The sequence below is a fragment of the Polynucleobacter sp. IMCC 29146 genome (assembly GCF_021395195.1).
Lineage (GTDB): Bacteria > Pseudomonadota > Gammaproteobacteria > Burkholderiales > Burkholderiaceae > Polynucleobacter.
Window position 1 is genome coordinate 151,163 of sequence record NZ_JAJVCR010000003.1, and the last position, 15,783, is coordinate 166,945.

At 44.8% G+C, this 15,783-nt stretch carries 17 protein-coding genes; 8 read left to right on the forward strand and 9 right to left on the reverse strand.

Features of this window, described 5'->3' with window-relative positions; genetic code table 11:
* Nucleotides 1-81 precede the first annotated feature (81 nt).
* From LZT22_RS04580 to apbC, 3 genes are all read left to right on the forward strand, one after another.
* On the forward strand, nucleotides 82-729 hold the full coding sequence (locus LZT22_RS04580; protein WP_233923889.1) for a DUF47 domain-containing protein: 648 nt from the start codon (nucleotides 82-84) through the stop codon (nucleotides 727-729).
* Nucleotides 730-824: 95 nt separating this feature from the next.
* Nucleotides 825-1,766 (forward strand): anion permease, encoded by a 942-nt coding sequence (locus LZT22_RS04585; protein WP_370635188.1) that lies wholly within the window; start codon nucleotides 825-827, stop codon nucleotides 1,764-1,766.
* Between the two features lie 20 nt (nucleotides 1,767-1,786).
* On the forward strand, nucleotides 1,787-2,875 hold the full coding sequence (gene apbC / locus LZT22_RS04590; RefSeq protein WP_233923891.1) for an iron-sulfur cluster carrier protein ApbC: 1,089 nt from the start codon (nucleotides 1,787-1,789) through the stop codon (nucleotides 2,873-2,875).
* A 19-nt stretch (nucleotides 2,876-2,894) separates the two neighbouring features.
* On the opposite strand, the gene LZT22_RS04595 is transcribed toward apbC, so the two are convergent.
* Nucleotides 2,895-3,581 carry an ATP-binding cassette domain-containing protein gene (locus tag LZT22_RS04595; RefSeq protein ID WP_233923892.1) on the reverse strand — a complete coding sequence of 229 codons (687 nt, stop codon included), beginning with the start codon at nucleotides 3,579-3,581 and terminating at the stop codon, nucleotides 2,895-2,897.
* 4 nt (nucleotides 3,582-3,585) lie between these two features.
* A complete protein-coding gene (locus tag LZT22_RS04600; protein WP_233923893.1) occupies nucleotides 3,586-4,281 on the reverse strand; it encodes an ABC transporter permease in 696 nt (231 codons plus the stop codon).
* A gap of 136 nt (nucleotides 4,282-4,417) precedes the next feature.
* Between LZT22_RS04600 and LZT22_RS04605 the strand changes: the two genes are divergently transcribed.
* The 3 genes from LZT22_RS04605 to cls are packed head-to-tail and all read left to right on the forward strand — an operon-like array spanning nucleotide 4,418 to nucleotide 6,884.
* Nucleotides 4,418-4,654: a (2Fe-2S)-binding protein gene (locus LZT22_RS04605; RefSeq protein WP_233923894.1), complete on the forward strand. Its 237-nt coding sequence runs from the start codon at nucleotides 4,418-4,420 to the stop codon at nucleotides 4,652-4,654.
* A gap of 26 nt (nucleotides 4,655-4,680) precedes the next feature.
* On the forward strand, nucleotides 4,681-5,394 hold the full coding sequence (locus tag LZT22_RS04610) for an endonuclease/exonuclease/phosphatase family protein (RefSeq protein WP_233923895.1): 714 nt from the start codon (nucleotides 4,681-4,683) through the stop codon (nucleotides 5,392-5,394).
* On the forward strand, nucleotides 5,391-6,884 hold the full coding sequence (gene cls, locus LZT22_RS04615) for a cardiolipin synthase (protein WP_233923896.1): 1,494 nt from the start codon (nucleotides 5,391-5,393) through the stop codon (nucleotides 6,882-6,884). Before LZT22_RS04610 ends, cls begins: the two co-directional genes overlap by 4 nt.
* A gap of 19 nt (nucleotides 6,885-6,903) precedes the next feature.
* Here the strand turns inward: cls and LZT22_RS04620 are convergent, their stop codons facing one another.
* Complete coding sequence (locus LZT22_RS04620) at nucleotides 6,904-8,124, reverse strand: CaiB/BaiF CoA-transferase family protein (RefSeq protein WP_233923897.1); 1,221 nt, start codon at nucleotides 8,122-8,124, stop codon at nucleotides 6,904-6,906.
* Nucleotides 8,124-9,293, reverse strand: coding sequence for an acyl-CoA dehydrogenase family protein (locus LZT22_RS04625; RefSeq protein ID WP_233923898.1), 1,170 nt, complete (start codon nucleotides 9,291-9,293; stop codon nucleotides 8,124-8,126). Before LZT22_RS04625 ends, LZT22_RS04620 begins: the two co-directional genes overlap by 1 nt.
* A gap of 109 nt (nucleotides 9,294-9,402) precedes the next feature.
* Here LZT22_RS04625 and LZT22_RS04630 point away from each other — a divergent pair, with 109 nt between their 5' ends.
* Both LZT22_RS04630 and LZT22_RS04635 read left to right on the forward strand, forming a co-directional pair.
* On the forward strand, nucleotides 9,403-10,596 hold the full coding sequence (locus tag LZT22_RS04630) for a CaiB/BaiF CoA-transferase family protein (protein ID WP_233923899.1): 1,194 nt from the start codon (nucleotides 9,403-9,405) through the stop codon (nucleotides 10,594-10,596).
* On the forward strand, nucleotides 10,596-11,108 hold the full coding sequence (locus LZT22_RS04635; protein ID WP_233923900.1) for a YqaA family protein: 513 nt from the start codon (nucleotides 10,596-10,598) through the stop codon (nucleotides 11,106-11,108). Before LZT22_RS04630 ends, LZT22_RS04635 begins: the two co-directional genes overlap by 1 nt.
* Nucleotides 11,109-11,120: 12 nt before the next feature.
* Here the strand turns inward: LZT22_RS04635 and LZT22_RS04640 are convergent, their stop codons facing one another.
* The 5 genes from LZT22_RS04640 to LZT22_RS04660 form a co-directional block, all read right to left on the reverse strand.
* Nucleotides 11,121-11,825, reverse strand: a complete 705-nt coding sequence (locus LZT22_RS04640; RefSeq protein ID WP_233923901.1) for an ABC transporter ATP-binding protein — start codon at nucleotides 11,823-11,825, stop codon at nucleotides 11,121-11,123.
* 2 nt (nucleotides 11,826-11,827) lie between these two features.
* Nucleotides 11,828-12,583: an ABC transporter ATP-binding protein gene (locus LZT22_RS04645; protein WP_233923902.1), complete on the reverse strand. Its 756-nt coding sequence runs from the start codon at nucleotides 12,581-12,583 to the stop codon at nucleotides 11,828-11,830.
* Nucleotides 12,580-13,560, reverse strand: coding sequence for a branched-chain amino acid ABC transporter permease (locus LZT22_RS04650; protein WP_233923903.1), 981 nt, complete (start codon nucleotides 13,558-13,560; stop codon nucleotides 12,580-12,582). Before LZT22_RS04650 ends, LZT22_RS04645 begins: the two co-directional genes overlap by 4 nt.
* 12 nt (nucleotides 13,561-13,572) lie before the next feature.
* Entirely contained in the window at nucleotides 13,573-14,469 is an 897-nt protein-coding gene (locus tag LZT22_RS04655; protein WP_233923904.1) for a branched-chain amino acid ABC transporter permease, read from the reverse strand.
* 64 nt (nucleotides 14,470-14,533) lie between these two features.
* A complete protein-coding gene (locus LZT22_RS04660; RefSeq protein WP_233923905.1) occupies nucleotides 14,534-15,772 on the reverse strand; it encodes an ABC transporter substrate-binding protein in 1,239 nt (412 codons plus the stop codon).
* Nucleotides 15,773-15,783 lie beyond the last annotated feature (11 nt).

Consider the following 15,783-nt stretch of genomic DNA (forward strand, 5'->3'; position numbering starts at 1 on the left):
TATTAAAGGTAAAGTAACTTCCTTTAGAATGACTCACCCAGATTGTCTTCATGGCCTCATTTATGCAAAGGAACCAAACTCATGTTTTTTAGTAAGTTGATGCCCCACGATGGCAATTTCTTTGAGTTGTTTAATGAGCATGCCAACCATATTCTTGCAGCTTCTGAAGCCTTCCTAAAATTTATTAAGAATTACAGCGATGAAACGCTGCGTTTGAAATATTCGCAGGAGGTAGATAGCGCCGAGAATGCTGCCGATATTGTGGTCAAAGAAGTGAATCGGCGGCTACATAAAACTTTTATTACACCGATTGATCGAGATCAGATTTTTTCTTTAACTAATACCATGGATGATGTTGCTGATTTAATTCAGAATGCGACCGAAGCAATGCATTTGTATGACGTCAAGCAAATGACCCCTGAAATGTTAAAGATGGCTGAAATTTGTACGCAATGTTGTGGGCGAGTGAAGAATGTGATCGCTTGTCTAAAATCCATTTCCGATCCTGAAGTAGCGAAAGATACGCTTAAAACTTGCGAGGAAATCGATCGCCTTGAATCGGATGCTGATCGCCTGCTTTCTACTTCGATTGCTAAATTATTTCGTGAAGAAATAGAAGTGCGCGAGCTAATTAAACTACAGCGTATTTATGAGTTGCTGGAAGAGGCTACTGATAAATGCGAGGACGTAGCTAATTTGGTTGAAGGTATCGTACTTGAGAACTCTTAATTGTTGTATTTTTAAGGTAGATTAATTTGCTAGCGCTTGAAGTTGCATTTTGGGTTGTAGTGCTACTGGTGTTATTAGCGCTCCTATTTGATTTCATGAATGGTTTTCATGATGCAGCCAATTCAATTGCAACGGTTGTTTCTACTGGAGTTTTAAAACCACATCAAGCAGTTATCTTTGCCGCTTTTTTTAATTTTCTTGCGATTGCCATTTTTCATCTCAGTGTTGCCGCTACCGTTGGCAAGGGCATTGTCGACCCGAATACGATTGATTTGCATGTCATCTTTGGCGCTTTGGTAGGGGCTATTACTTGGAATGTAATTACTTGGTATTACGGAATACCTTCGAGTTCTTCGCATGCCTTGATTGGTGGTTTGGTGGGCGCCACTATACCAAAAGCAGGGTTTGCTGGACTTGTCTGGAGTGGTATTTTGAAAACGGTCGCCTTTATCGTTATCTCACCATGGCTTGGATTCTTATTTGGCTCCCTAATGATGTTAGCGGTATTTTGGCTTTGCCGGGGCCAAACGCCTTCGCGAACTGATCGTTGGTTTAGACGCTTACAACTTATTTCTGCTGGCGCTTATAGTTTGGGGCACGGCGGCAATGACTCGCAAAAAACCATTGGAATTATTTGGCTCATGTTGATTATTACAGGGTATATCGACGCTGCTGCCACTGCGCCCCCATATTGGGTTATCTTGACGTGTTATTTTGCAATTGCTTTCGGCACCATGTTTGGTGGATGGCGAATAGTGCGCACGATGGGTCAAAAGCTAACTAAATTAAAGCCAGTAGGAGGGTTTTGCGCTGAAACAGGGGGTGCAATCACCTTATTTTTAGCTAGCAGCTTTGGCATACCAGTCTCTACTACCCATACTATTGCTGGGGCTATTGTAGGGGTAGGGTCTACCCAAAGAGCTAGTGCAGTACGCTGGGGGATCGCTAGCAATATTATATGGGCTTGGATATTTACAATTCCTGCTACTGCTATCATGGCAGCCCTCGTGTATTACCTTAGCTTGTTATTGTTTTAATTGATTATCTGGAGAATCCTTTGGCTGTTACCGTAGAAGTAGTTCAAGAGGCATTAAAGCAAGTTATTGACCCTAATACAAAAATTGATTTGCTTGCCGGAAAATGCATTCGTAATTTGCAGGTTGCTGCAGGCGATGTGAGTTTTGACATTGTCTTGGCTTATCCAGCTAAAAGCCAGTTTGATTTGATTCGTGGCTTGGCGATGAGTGCTGTAAGTGCAATACCTGGTGTGACTAAAGTCAACATCACCATTGCCAGTAATATTGTCGCCCATGCTGTACAGCGAGGGGTCAAATTATTGCCTGGTGTCAAAAATATTATTGCAATTGCCAGTGGTAAAGGTGGTGTTGGAAAATCGACTACCGCAGTCAATCTTGCTTTAGCATTAGCAGCCGAGGGTGCTCAAGTGGGGATTTTAGATGCTGATATATATGGCCCAAGTCAGCCCATGTTGTTAGGTATTCAAGGACGCCCTGAATCACTTGAGGCTAACACTATTGAGCCCATGATGGGGCACGGAATTCAGGCTAGTTCAATCGGTTTTTTAATTGATGCAGATAATCCCATGGTCTGGCGTGGCCCGATGGTCACTTCTGCGCTTGAGCAATTGTTAAATCAAACGCGTTGGCGTGATCTCGATTATTTAATCGTTGATATGCCACCCGGTACTGGCGACATTCAGCTCACACTAGCGCAGAAAGTTCCGGTTACTGGTGCTGTCATTATTACCACCCCACAAGACATCGCCTTATTAGATGCGCGCAAGGGTCTCAAGATGTTTGAAAAAGTCAGCATTCCCATTGTTGGGGTGATTGAAAATATGAGTACCTATATTTGCCCTAAGTGTGGCAATGAGGAACACGTTTTTGGTACTGGCGGCGGGCAGAAAATGTGCAGTGACTATAAGGTCGATTTTCTCGGCGCCTTACCTTTGAATCTATCTATTCGTGAAGACGCCGATGCTGGCATGCCAACCGTGATCGCTAATCCAGATGGGCCAATTAGCGCAATTTATAAAAATATGGCTCGTCAAATTGCCATTCGGGTGGGAACATTGGCGAAAGATATGAGCAGTAAGTTCCCCAATATTGTGGTGCAAAATACTTGAAGCGCTCAAGCTAAATCAATCAGCCGCCACTAAATTGTAAAAAACGTTTAGCGGCGGTAGTTTGGGGGTTATTGAAGAATTCCTTCGGAGTGCCACACTCAACAATACTGCCAGCATCCATAAAAATAATGTAATTAGCTAAACGTTTCACTTGGGCTAGCTGATGAGAAGAAAAAATCACCCCGGTGTTTTCTTGTGCGAGAGTCCGAATTAATGCTTCAACTTGTTCGGTGGCGTTAGGATCTAAATTTGCTGTGGGCTCATCAAGTAAAACTAATTGTGGTTTGAGTAAGCGCGCTCGCCCAATACACAGTTTTTGCCGCTCACCAGCCGATAACTTCTTGGCTGGGGCTAGTGCTAAATGAGCCAAGCCAATTTCCCGCAACATAACATCTACAGCACCTGGAGCAGGAGGGTAAGGCGAATCGCTCACTAAATTTAAATTAGCCCGTACGGACGCCTTAATCATTGGCGTATGGTGCAATACCAGCGCGCTTCGTAATGCGCCACTGGGATGTTGTAATGGCATGGTGATATTTCCTTGTTGGGGCTGCACAATGCCATGCAAAGCTTTTAATAAAGAGGTTTTACCAGCGCCATTTGCGCCAATACAAGCGACTACTCCTGTTGCGGGAACATCAGCACTGAGAATATCTAAAATAATTCTATTATCTAAAACCAGTTGCAGCTTACGGATTGCAATCATCTGCTTATCCATAGCGTTGTTCCGCATTATGGCGAATCAGATAGGTAATCAGATTGGCGCCAATTACTAAAGACATGAGTATTAATCCCAAGGCTAGGGCTAGCGGTAAATCACCTTTACTCGTCTCGAGGGCAATCGCAGTTGTCATGGTACGGGTATGGTGATCGATGTTACCGCCAACGATCATGACTGCGCCAATTTCAGAAATGGCGCGTGCTAAACCGGCTAATAAAACAATTGATAAGGAAAAACGGCAATCCCAGATAAGCCATTTAAGGCGAGGTAACCAAGCTAGTTGCAAGGATAAAAACGACTCTCGATGGTAGTTCCAGGCATCTTCAATAAGCTGACGACTTAAGGCGGCAATTAAAGGTGTCGTTAAGCAAAATTGTGCAAGAATCATGCCTTTGACAGTAAACAACCAACCCCAATTACCAATCGGCCCAGTTCGCGATAAGAGCAAATAAACTACCACTCCAACAACAACAGTGGGCACGCCCATCAAGCTATTTAAGACGACGATCAAAAAACGCCGCCCTGTAAATGATTCCGTTGCAAGCAGAGCGCCTATAGGTAGGCCCACTATGCAACCAAGGAAGAGTGCACTGAGGCTCACCTGCAAAGAGACCAGCACAATACCCAGAATGCCGCTATTGGGCTGGCCGAGAAGAAGTAGGGCATCGTTAATGGCTGAAAGCATGAAGTGGGATAAGGGCTAAAGGATCCAAATGGTAAGTTACGCAAGAAACGCTCAGGTATTGATTCTAGCAAGTTAGCTTTCATCTTATTTATAGACGCCTCCCTTGGCCATCGCAATTAATAGAAGCAGTGGCAAAATGGGGCATTCAAATATTGGGAATATTAATTTCAACATGGCTGAAGTCATCTGTCTTTGCAATGGGGTATGGGATGAAGATTTACGCGAATACCTCGATGCGCATCCGATTGCCTCGATTGAGGAGCTGCGCGAGCAGGCCTCGATTTGTAATAAATGCTTGCAATGCGAAGATTTAGTTGCCAGTGAAATTTATGCGGCACGCATCCGTCGCCAAAATGCAGTGGGGCCGACTTGAAGGGTCAGCGCCTGCGGGTGATTACCATGAATATGCATAAGGGGCTCTCGGCCTTGCATCTGCACCCAACGATTTATGGCTTGCGCCAAAAAATGCGTCACCAACATGCTGACCTCATTTTTCTCCAAGAATTACAACAAGAGCATCGTGGTAGAGCAAAACGGTATGGATGGTGGCCACATAATGAATTAACCCATTATTTATCAGCTGGGTTTTGGCGCCATTGGCATTATGGGAAAAATGTTGAATATCAGCACGGGCACCATGGCAATGCTATTTTCTCGCAACATGCTTTACAAAAAGGCCTTAATTACGATATCTCTGCATATCGTTTCGAGCGGCGGGGCTTACTACATAGCCAAATTCAACTTACTGAAAATGGCCCAGTAATTCATTGTTTTTGCGTTCACTTAGCTTTATTTCAAAGTGGACGCGAGCGTCAATTAGTTGAAATTATTGCGCATATTAAGCAATTAACTGCCGGCGGGCCAACTATCGTGGCTGGTGATTTCAACGATTGGCGTAACCGTCTAAGTGAGCCAATGCGCGCCGCGGGCTTTAGCGAAGTATTTGAGGAGTTAACTGGAGTTCCAGCAAAAACCTTTCCAAGCATAAAACCCATTTTACCGATGGATCGAATTTATGTTCGTGGGCTGAAAATTCATTCGGCGGCCTTGTTGCACGATTGGGAAAAATTATCGGACCATTTAGGGATTACGACTGAATTGGAATTGACATGATTTATTTTTATCAGCTGCTACAGAATATATATGGTGATACCTTTCTTTTAGGCGATTACTTTCTTTTTTTTACCACCTTACATTTTATTGCAGTTGCCTGTATTGGGCTGCATTTAATTTGGGTGCGACGCACTGTTAGCGTCGCTTTAGCTTGGCTTGGCGTGGTGCTTATTTTTCCTTTCTTGGGTTTAATTGCCTATTTCCTGATCGGTGGTAAATCGATTGGGCGCGCCTTAATGGACAAGGCCGAGAACCTTAAAGATGCACTCCAGCAGCAATTAAATGCCGCATTTAGTTTTTATCAGGCTGACCAAGATCAATTACCTTTTGAGGAAAAAGCTATCAGTCGTTTGGCCGCATCCCACTTTGGCTCCCCTGTCGTTGCAGGTAACCGAATTGATTTATTGACTGATTCGCTAACTATTTTGTCTCACTTTATTGCTGATATTGAAGCGGCAAAAAAATCTTTGCACTTAGAGTTTTATATATGGGCCATTGGCGGTGATGCCGATAAGGTAGCTGAAGCACTGATTAGGGCTGCAAAACGGGGGATCGATTGTAAGGTGCTACTGGATTCATTAGGGAGCAAAGATTGGCTTAATTCAGCTTGGCCTGAGCGCTTAAGGGATGCGGGAGTCGAATTAATTGCCGCTTTACCAATTCATTTTGGCAACTTTCAATTTCGACGAGTTGACTTACGTTTACATCGTAAAATTTTTGTGATCGATGAAGTCATTGTTTGGACAGGAAGTATGAATCTAGTTGATCCACGCACTTTTAAACAAGATGCGAACGTAGGGGAATGGGTTGATGCGATGTTACGGGTACAAGGCCCCGTTGTTTCTGAATTTGAAACTACTTTCCAAATAGATTGGAGTGTTTGTAACCCTCGAGTGACGCAATTTTATCCCCGGTCATTTCAACAGCAGATTTTGCCAGGCACTATTTTGGCGCAAAAATTATCGACGGGACCGATTGCGCGCGATGATATTTTGTATCAATTCATCCTCTCGGCCTTAATTGATGCGCGCGAAAGTTTAATCATTACCACTCCTTATTTTGGTGCGGATGATGGCTTAATGCAGGCTTTAATGGCTTCAGCCCATCGTGGCGTTGATGTCACTTTAATTGTGCCTAAGAAGAATGATTCCAAATTAGTGGCACTTAGTAGTCGTAGTTATTATGAAGAGTTAATAGCGGCGGGAGTGCGTATTGCTGAATTTAATGGCGGCTTGTTACATACCAAGAGTTTACTCATCGATCGGCGCATGGCCATGTTTGGCTCGGTTAATTTTGATATGCGTAGTCTGCATCTTAATTTTGAAATTAGTTTACTGGTATATAACACTGAATTTTGTCAGCGCCTTAATGCCCTCTTGCAAACGTATATTCAAAAATCGAGTTTTGTTGATCCAGTGGCTTGGGCTAAACGCAGTCGCCTACAAAGGCTGAAAGAAAATGCAGCATATTTAATTTCACCGCTACTCTAAGCAGAGTGAGGTTTAAAAATTAAATTGTGCCTGCTTGGCGTAGTGTACTAATTTCATTCTCCGACAAGCCTAATTCTTCTAAGATAGCGGTGGTATGTTCTCCTACACTGGGTATGGGACCCATGCGGTATTCATAGGCATCATTAATACCGGGGGGAATGAGCGCTGGCATCTTACCGCTCGCACTTTCTACTTCGGCCCAGCGTTGCCGAGCGGCTAGTTGTTGGTGTTGCCACAAGCCAGCCATATCATTCAATTGCGCATTGGCTATTTGAGCCTGATCAAGCCTAGCAATGACTTGTTGGCTATTAAGCGGGCGAAAGGTATCTAAAATAATTTGCTTAAGGGCGGCACGATTCTCATTACGCAAGGCATTACTATTAAAGCGAGGATCAATTGCTAGTGCTTCATTCAGAAGAACCTGACGGCAAAATTGCAACCATTCTCGCTCATTTTGTAGGCCTAGCATCACCGTCTTACCATCCCCCGCCAGAAAAGGTCCATACGGATATATAGTGGCATGCGAGGCACCATTGCGTGAAGGAGGATCCGTATTATCCATCGCGTAATACAGCGGGAAACTCATCCATTCACTTAAACATTCCAGCATCGAAATATCAATACAAGAGCCAAGACCCGTTTTCTCACGTAGTAGCAGTGCAGCCAATATATTTGAGTAGGCATACATACCTGCAGCAATATCACCAATCGAGTTTCCTGCCTTACTGGGTTCATCTGGTGTACCGGTAACCGATAAAAACCCAGCTTCGCTTTGAATTAATAGGTCGTAGGCTTTCTTATCGCGATAGGGGCCGTCATTGCCATAACCAGAAACATCGCAATAAATTAAGCGTGGATTGACTTTTTGCAAATGATCGGCACTCAGGCCCATACGGCTAGCGGCCCCAGGCGCTAAGTTTTGTACGAAGATGTCAGCCGTTTGTAGTAGCTTATGCAAAATTTCTAAGGCAGCCGCTTGTTTTAAATCAAGCGTTAAGCTTTCTTTGGAACGATTAACCCAAACAAAATGGGATGACATGCCTTTAGCGCGGGTGTCGTATGCACGTGCAAAGTCGCCTAAACCAGGGCGCTCAATCTTAATGACGCGGGCCCCTAAGTCGGCCAACTGGCGAGTACAAAAGGGCGCTGCAATCACATGCTCTAAGGCTATCACCGTGATGCCATCAAGGGGTCGTTGGGCCACCTGGGTTTGCTGGGGCTTGGCTTGAGTGGAAGACATTAGAAGGAGCGGGGTAAACCGAGAACATGCTCAGCAATGTAAGCGTAAATTAAGTTGGTTGAAATGGGGGCTACTTGATACAGACGGGTTTCACGAAATTTACGTTCAATATCGTATTCACTGGCGAAGCCAAAGCCGCCAAAGGTTTGTATACACATATTGGCTGCTTCCCATGAGGCTTTTGCGGCTAAATATTTCGCCATATTCGCTTCGGCACCACATGCAGCGCTAGCGTCAAATAGGTTACAGGCTTTGAAGCGCATTAAATTGGCGGCTTCAGTTTCAATATAACTTTCAGCGAGAGGAAATTGAATGCCCTGATTTTTACCAATGGGGCGATCAAAGACGATACGTTCATTGGCATAGCGACGTGCGCGGTCAATAAACCAGTACGCATCGCCGATGCACTCAGCGGCAATTAAGGCGCGCTCTGCATTTAGCCCATCGAGAATATATTTAAAGCCTTGCCCTTCAGTGCCAATTAAATTTTCCGCAGGAATTGCGAGGTTGTCAAAAAATACTTCATTAGTTTCATGATTGACCATGTTATTAATTGGGCGCACTTCCATGCCCTGACCGATTGCATTGGCCAAGTTCACAATAAAAATGGACATGCCCTCCGATTTCTTTTTTACTTCTGCTAAGGGGGTGGTTCGCGCTAATAAAATCATTAAGTCGGAATGCTGTATGCGCGAAATCCAGACCTTTTGACCATGAATAAAATACTGATCCCCTTTTTTCACTGCCATGGTTTTTAGTTTTGTCGTATCGGTGCCAGTACTTGGTTCAGTAACTGCCATACTTTGCAAGCGCCATTCGCCGGCGGCAATTTTGGGTAAGTAAAGCTGCTTTTGTGCTTCTGAGCCATGCCTCAGTAAGGTTCCCATGTTGTACATTTGTCCATGGCAGGATCCAGCATTGCCCCCAGAAAAATTAATCTCTTCCATAATGACCGATGCTTCTGCCAAGCCTAGACCAGAGCCACCATATTCCTCCGGAATGAGGGCGGATAGCCAGCCTGCTTCAGTCAGGGTTTTGACGAAGGCCTCTGGATAGGCGCGCTGATGATCAATCGCCTGCCAATAAGCCGAATCAAATTGCCCACAAATTGCCCTGAGGGCTTCACGTATAGCTTGATATTGGTCGGGCTGGGGAATAGTGGGGTTCATGGTTTAAGACGTTTAGTTTGAGACGCAATTAAAATAGACGGATTGATCTTTTGATGCCTCTAGCATAATCGAATTGCTTATGGAGTAGTCATCAATCAGGGGGTAGGCAATGCGGCAAATTCTTGCAGGGATTAAGGTGTTGGAGTTAGGGCAATTAATTGCTGGCCCTTTTGCTGCCAAAACTTTAGCTGATTTTGGCGCTGAGATCATCAAAGTTGAGGCTCCCGGCGAGGGCGATCCTTTGCGTAAATGGCGCATGTTGCATGAAGGAACTTCTGTTTGGTGGCAAGCGCAGTCGCGCAATAAAGAATCGGTCTGTCTTGATTTACGCGTTCCTGAAGGGCAAGCAATTGCCCGCAGTTTAGCTGTAGAGGCTGATATCTTAGTTGAAAATTTTCGCCCCGGTACCCTGGAAAAATGGGGCTTAGGTTGGGACGATTTACATCGCCTTAATCCGCGCTTAATTATGTTGCGCATTTCTGGCTTTGGTCAAGATGGACCTCGGCGCGATGAACCTGGCTTTGCAGCAATTGGCGAGGCCATGGCTGGACTGCGTTATATCACTGGTGAGCCTGAGGGTGTACCTGTACGCGCTGGCATTTCTTTGGGCGATACGATTGCAGGCCTGCATGGAGCATTAGGTGTTTTATTGGCCCTGTATGAGCGCGATGCGCGTGGTGGTGAAGGGCAAATGATTGATGTTGCCCTGTACGAAGCGGTTTTCAACTTAACTGAAAGTTTGTTACCTGAATATTCGGTATTTGGCACTATTCGGCAACCGGCAGGGGGTGCCCTACCTGGCATTGCGCCCTCGAACGCCTATCCTTGCGCCGATGGCCAATATATTTTGATAGCAGGCAATGGTGATTCGATTTTTAAGCGTTTAATGAATTTAATTGGCCGCGCTGATTTGGCTGAAGACCCAGCCTTGGCTCGCAACGATGGGCGCGCTAAAAGAGCAGTTGAGATTGATACCGCGATTGGCGAGTGGACCTGCCAATTTCAGTTAGAGGACTTGTTAGAGCGCTTATTACATGCCGCAGTGCCCGCAGGGCGGATTTATACCGCGCAGGATATTGCTACCGACCCGCATTATGCTGCCCGTGGGGCAATTGCTACAGTAAAGTCTGCCGACGGTTTGTCGGTAGCGATGCCAGCCATCTTCCCGAAGCTATCTCATAACCCTGGTGCAATTCGTCAACGTGCACCAACCCTTGGCGAGCACACCGATGCGGTGTTATTAGCAGCAGGTTTAACTGCGGCACAAATTATCTCCTTACGTGCAGCTGGGGTCATTGCTTAATGGCAGAAATACTGCAGCAATTATTGCAATGGGCGCAGTTACCTAGCGTGGGCTTAAGCACTTTATTTATTACCGCCTTTGCTTCGGCAACTCTGATTCCGCTGGGCTCTGAGCCCATTTTATTTGGATACATTAGTTTGCGACCCGATATGTATTGGGCTGCGATTGGGGTCGCGACATTGGGCAATACCTTAGGTGGTATGTTCGACTGGTGGATGGGTTTAATTGCCCGCAATGCTTATGAATCATTAAAGGGCCCAACCCATTACCGCATTGGCAAGTGGTTTGAACGCAGTGGGCCAAAATTATTATTATTGGCGTGGGTACCCATCATTGGCGACCCCCTCTGTGTGGTTGCAGGCTGGATGCGCTTAGCTTGGCTACCTTGCCTAATTTATATGGCAATTGGAAAACTATTACGTTTTATAATGATGACTTGGTTATTAACTGAAATCCCAATGCAGTATTGGCATCAATTGGCCGAATGGTTGCATTTACCAGTTTTGCATTAAGCTTAGAGCCACCTAAACAGCGCAATATTTTTGCTGAATGTCATCATTATCAAGTAAACGTTGCGCAGTATCTTCAAATACAATTTCGCCTTGATCAATAATATAGGCTCGATCAGAAATAGACAGGGCTTGTTGTACATTTTGCTCAACCAATAAAATAGTGATACCTTGACTGCGCATGCGAGCAAATAATTCAAACATTTCATCGACTAAAACTGGCATGATGCCTTCAGACGGCTCATCAAGCAAAATCATTTTTGGCTTACCAATCATGGCTCGGGCGATAGCGAGCATTTGTTGTTCACCCCCAGAGAGTGAGCTACCATCTTGATGCAGGCGCTCCTTTAAACGTGGGAAGGTTTCTGCTATTTCATCAACTAAGGCATGCAAATCACCGCGCGATTTTTTGGCAATAACACCTAACTCAAGATTTTCTTTTACTGTTAAGCCCGGCACAATACGTCGATCTTCAGGAACGTAAGCTAAGCCAAGGTGGTAACGCAGGTGGGCGGGTTGCTCGAGAAACGATTTTCCATCAAATAGGGCAGTGCCACTGCGCTTTTCAACTAAACCCATTAAGGTACGCAGAGTAGTCGTTTTTCCAGCGCCATTGCGTCCCATAAGGGTCACAATTTCGCCGCGATGAATTTCTAAATTCAGGCCCTGAATGACGTGGCTTTGGTCATACCAGGCGTTGAGCTTTTCAACTTTTAACATCATCAACCCTGACCTAAATAAACACGTCGAACTTCAGCATTACTCTGAATTTCATCAGGACTGCCTTCAGCCAAAAATTCACCATGGTGTAAAACAATAATACGTTGGCAAAGACCCATAATTAACTTCATTTTGTGCTCAACTAAAATGACGGTACGCTCAGTAGCGAGGGTACGAATTAAATCCATCATTACTAGTGTTTCTTCAGGTGACATGCCTGCAGTAGGCTCATCTAATAATAATAAGCTGGGGTTACAGGCTAGGGCCATGGCTATTTCCAGGGCACGTTGTTGGCCATGGGCTAAATCACCAGCTTTCCGATCGCGTAATTTTTCTAAATTCACGCGTTGCAGTAATTCATTCGCGATGATGATGGGGTCGGGATAGCTCTGTGCATTTTTCAAGAAATTAAAACGAGACACCTCCATTTGGGCGGCAACCCGCACATTTTCGTGCACGCTAAGTTTTTTAAAAACATTAGTAATTTGAAAGCTTTTCGAAATTCCTTGGCGCGGAAACTCATATTGCGGTTGCCCAGTGAGATTAACGCCATTAAAGATGATCTCGCCGCTAGACGGAGGAAATGCGCCGCTGAGAAGATTAAAAAAAGTACTTTTACCAGCGCCATTAGGGCCAATAATCGCCGTTAATGAGCCCGCTGCAAAACTCGCTGAAACATCATTAAGTGCCCGAAACTTACCAAAGTACATGGTGAGGTTGCGCGCCTCAAGAATAGGGGGAGTTGGCGAGAGACTCATTTTGAATTTTTTGAAAGCGGTAATTTATGCAAAATGCTGCCCCAAATTCCTTGCGGAAAAAAGAGTACAAAAAACATAAAGATAAGACCGACAACTAACATCCAATGCGTGGTGAAATTAGTGATAACGTCCTCAAGGTAGAGCATGACTGCTGCGCCAATAAAGGGCCCAAAGAAGGTACCCATCCCCCCTAAAATACTCATCATCACCGCTTGGCCCGATTGCAAATAATGTAAGGAGTCGATTGGTACAATCGACAGATGCAAGGCTCGCAATGACCCGGCTAAACCACAAATTCCCGCAGATAAAATAAAGACTAGTAGCTTGGTACGCGCAACATTAAAGCCGCAAGCAGCAGCCCGTTTTTCATTTTCGCGAATCGCCTCCATGACTGCGCCTAGTGGTGAATTTAAAATACGCGATACAAACCAAATAGCCGCCAGTGCAAAAATAAAAATAAAATAGTATTTAGTGATTGGATTAAGCAGATCTACAGTGAAACCGAAGAAAGAAAATGAATCTACTTTTACACCCCGTAAACCATTTTCGCCGCCCGTCAGGCTTTCAGCCTTATAAAAAATATAATAAATAATTTGACCCAAGGCAAGCGTGACCATTGAAAAATAAATGCCGCGCGTGCGGATCGCTAAAAAGCCCATCACCAAGCCACCAAGCGCAGCCCCAAGCACTCCAATAACAATTGCCAAACCCCATGGTAATGAGAAATGAACCATGCTAATACCCGCAAGGTAACCGCCCATACCTAAAAATGCACCATGGCCAAAAGACAGTAGGCCCATATAGCCAAACAATAAATTAAAGCCCATAGCAAATAAACCAAATACCAAAATATTGATTGCCAGTGCTTCATAGGGCATAACGAAGGGTAGAATCAATAAGGCAATAGCGACTGAAATTACGCGATGACGAGCAATAGCTTGAGTTATTTTCGCGAGATTAGTTTGGGTTGATGGCATGGTGAATTTGATTTAACCCATTAATCCGGCTTTACCGAACAGACCTTGTGGGCGAATAATTAACACTACTGCCATCAAGACAAAAATGGAAAGTTCGGCCAAATCGGGCGCAAATAGTGAAGTCATACTGTACACAATGCCCACTAGTAAGCCGGCAACCACGGCGCCAACGGGTGAACCCATACCACCTACAACTGTCACCACAAAAGACTCGGCCAAAATAGGAATACCCATTTCAGGATTAACCGAACGAGTGGGTGAGGCTAAGATCCCCGAGAGGCCTGCAATAGCCGTACCAACTGCAAATACTAACAACCAAACCGTGGCAATATCAACACCCAATACCTTAAGGATTTCTTGATCACGTGAACCTGCTTTAATAATTAAGCCATAGCGGGTTTTTTGAATAAATAACCAGATGCATAAAATAATGACTGCGGTAGCCAAGATTAAAAAAAGTCGGTATTTGGGAAAGTAACCAAAGCCCACATTTACTGAGCCGCTAAGGCCCTCGGGGGTAATTGACGGCATACCCTCAATACCAAAAATAATCCGAGTCAATTCAATTAAGACATACGAGAGACCAAAGGTGAGTAGCAGAGGGTAATCAATGCCACGACCATACATGGGGCGCACCAAAAAGCGCTCGGTGATTAAGCCCATTACACCAGTAATAAGTGGGACTACCAGCAAACTAAACCAAAAGCTGCCTGTAAGGCCCAAAAAATAAACCCCTAAAAATGCACCGACCATAAAAAAAGCACCGTGAGCAAAATTCACGACGGTTAGCATGCCAAAAATTAAGCACAGACCAAGCGCAAGCAAAGCATAAATACTACCCAAGGCAATCCCCGTCAACAATTGCATGCAGAGTAGGTCGAGGGTTAATCCAGTCATGACGTTTGACATTAAAAAACCGATACCCAATTCAAGCTTTGAGGGTATCGGCCTTTCATTGGCTGCAGTTTTGTACTTAGGCTTTAAATCCTAGCTCAGCACAGCTACGCATATTTTCTTCCGAGACTGGATCAATCTGCAAAATATTAAAGACGTCGTACTTATCTTTCATATTTTTTGATTTTGAGTCGATTAGAATGACCGACTGTACTGCCTGATGATCGCACTTGCGGTAATACTCTGGTCCTTTGTACCAATCATATTTTAATTGTTCAAGCGCTGTAATCACTTTTGCGGTATCGGTAGACTTCGCATTTTTAATGGCTTGTAAGATACTACGAATTCCTGAATATCCTAGAGCGCCATAGTCGGAAGGAACTGCTCCACCATAGGCTTTACGAAAACGATCGTTAAATATCTTGGCACTGGGAATGCGATCTTCCAGACCCCAGTAATAAGAAGTGCCGCCCATGATGCCTTCAAAGGCCTCTGGGCCTCCTGCTTGCCGCGCCGTGTAGAGCAGCACTGGGGTAACAATTTTCATACTGTTCTTTAGACCAAAGTCGGTGCATTGCTTAGCGGAGTTAACTAGATCACGACCAAAGTTACATAACACCAAAATATCAGGATTTAAGGCTTTAATCCGTGGTAAGAAAGCGGAGTAATCTGCTGCGCCAAGGGGGTGACGAATATCAGCCAAGGTAGTTGCCCCCATCTTTTTACCCGCCCGTTCAAAAGCACGCACCATTTCGTGACCATAGGCATAGTCAGCAGTGAGAAAAACAATTTTTTTACCAAAGCGGGGAATCGCATAGCGGGCTACAGCGCCTGCAGTCATGGTGGGATTTAATGCTTCATGAAAGGTATAGATGCTCCAATCTTTTACTTCATTAATTGCATCAGACTGACTAATCGAGTTAAAAATGACTTTACGCTCTTTACAAACTGCATTAATTGAGAGCTGAGTAGCGGCAGATAAGGAGCCCACCACATAATCGACTTTATCTTTTTCAATTAACTCAAGAGTGCGAGTAGCAGCTTCACCAGGATTTAATTTGTCATCGCGAACCAATAATTCCGCTTTGCGACCATTAAAGCCGCCAGCCTCATTAAATTCTTTAATCGCTAACTCGGCAGCTCGAGCTTGATCTTGCGCTTCTGCAGAAAAGGGTCCGGTTAAGGGGGTTGGAAAACCAATCTTAATTGGTGCTGCCTGTGCTTTGGCAATATTGAACCAAAATGGTGTCGAGGCAACAGCTGCGCCACCGATTAGCAGTTTGCGACGCTGGGGATTTGTGCTTGGTTTGCGGCTCATGGTGTCTCCTT

What these genes read in the sequence shown, in the direction of transcription:
- LZT22_RS04580 (WP_233923889.1), top strand. Translation starts at nt 82, where the DNA reads ATGTTTTTTAGTAAGTTGATGCCCCACGATGGCAATTTCTTTGAGTTG.
- LZT22_RS04585 (WP_370635188.1), top strand. Translation starts at nt 825, where the DNA reads ATGAATGGTTTTCATGATGCAGCCAATTCAATTGCAACGGTTGTTTCT.
- LZT22_RS04595 (WP_233923892.1), bottom strand. Translation starts at nt 3,581, where the DNA reads ATGATTGCAATCCGTAAGCTGCAACTGGTTTTAGATAATAGAATTATT.
- LZT22_RS04600 (WP_233923893.1), bottom strand. Translation starts at nt 4,281, where the DNA reads ATGCTTTCAGCCATTAACGATGCCCTACTTCTTCTCGGCCAGCCCAAT.
- LZT22_RS04605 (WP_233923894.1), top strand. Translation starts at nt 4,418, where the DNA reads ATGGGGCATTCAAATATTGGGAATATTAATTTCAACATGGCTGAAGTC.
- LZT22_RS04610 (WP_233923895.1), top strand. Translation starts at nt 4,681, where the DNA reads ATGAATATGCATAAGGGGCTCTCGGCCTTGCATCTGCACCCAACGATT.
- cls (WP_233923896.1), top strand. Translation starts at nt 5,391, where the DNA reads ATGATTTATTTTTATCAGCTGCTACAGAATATATATGGTGATACCTTT.
- LZT22_RS04620 (WP_233923897.1), bottom strand. Translation starts at nt 8,124, where the DNA reads ATGTCTTCCACTCAAGCCAAGCCCCAGCAAACCCAGGTGGCCCAACGA.
- LZT22_RS04625 (WP_233923898.1), bottom strand. Translation starts at nt 9,293, where the DNA reads ATGAACCCCACTATTCCCCAGCCCGACCAATATCAAGCTATACGTGAA.
- LZT22_RS04630 (WP_233923899.1), top strand. Translation starts at nt 9,403, where the DNA reads ATGCGGCAAATTCTTGCAGGGATTAAGGTGTTGGAGTTAGGGCAATTA.
- LZT22_RS04635 (WP_233923900.1), top strand. Translation starts at nt 10,596, where the DNA reads ATGGCAGAAATACTGCAGCAATTATTGCAATGGGCGCAGTTACCTAGC.
- LZT22_RS04640 (WP_233923901.1), bottom strand. Translation starts at nt 11,825, where the DNA reads ATGTTAAAAGTTGAAAAGCTCAACGCCTGGTATGACCAAAGCCACGTC.
- LZT22_RS04645 (WP_233923902.1), bottom strand. Translation starts at nt 12,583, where the DNA reads ATGAGTCTCTCGCCAACTCCCCCTATTCTTGAGGCGCGCAACCTCACC.
- LZT22_RS04650 (WP_233923903.1), bottom strand. Translation starts at nt 13,560, where the DNA reads ATGCCATCAACCCAAACTAATCTCGCGAAAATAACTCAAGCTATTGCT.
- LZT22_RS04655 (WP_233923904.1), bottom strand. Translation starts at nt 14,469, where the DNA reads ATGTCAAACGTCATGACTGGATTAACCCTCGACCTACTCTGCATGCAA.
- LZT22_RS04660 (WP_233923905.1), bottom strand. Translation starts at nt 15,772, where the DNA reads ATGAGCCGCAAACCAAGCACAAATCCCCAGCGTCGCAAACTGCTAATC.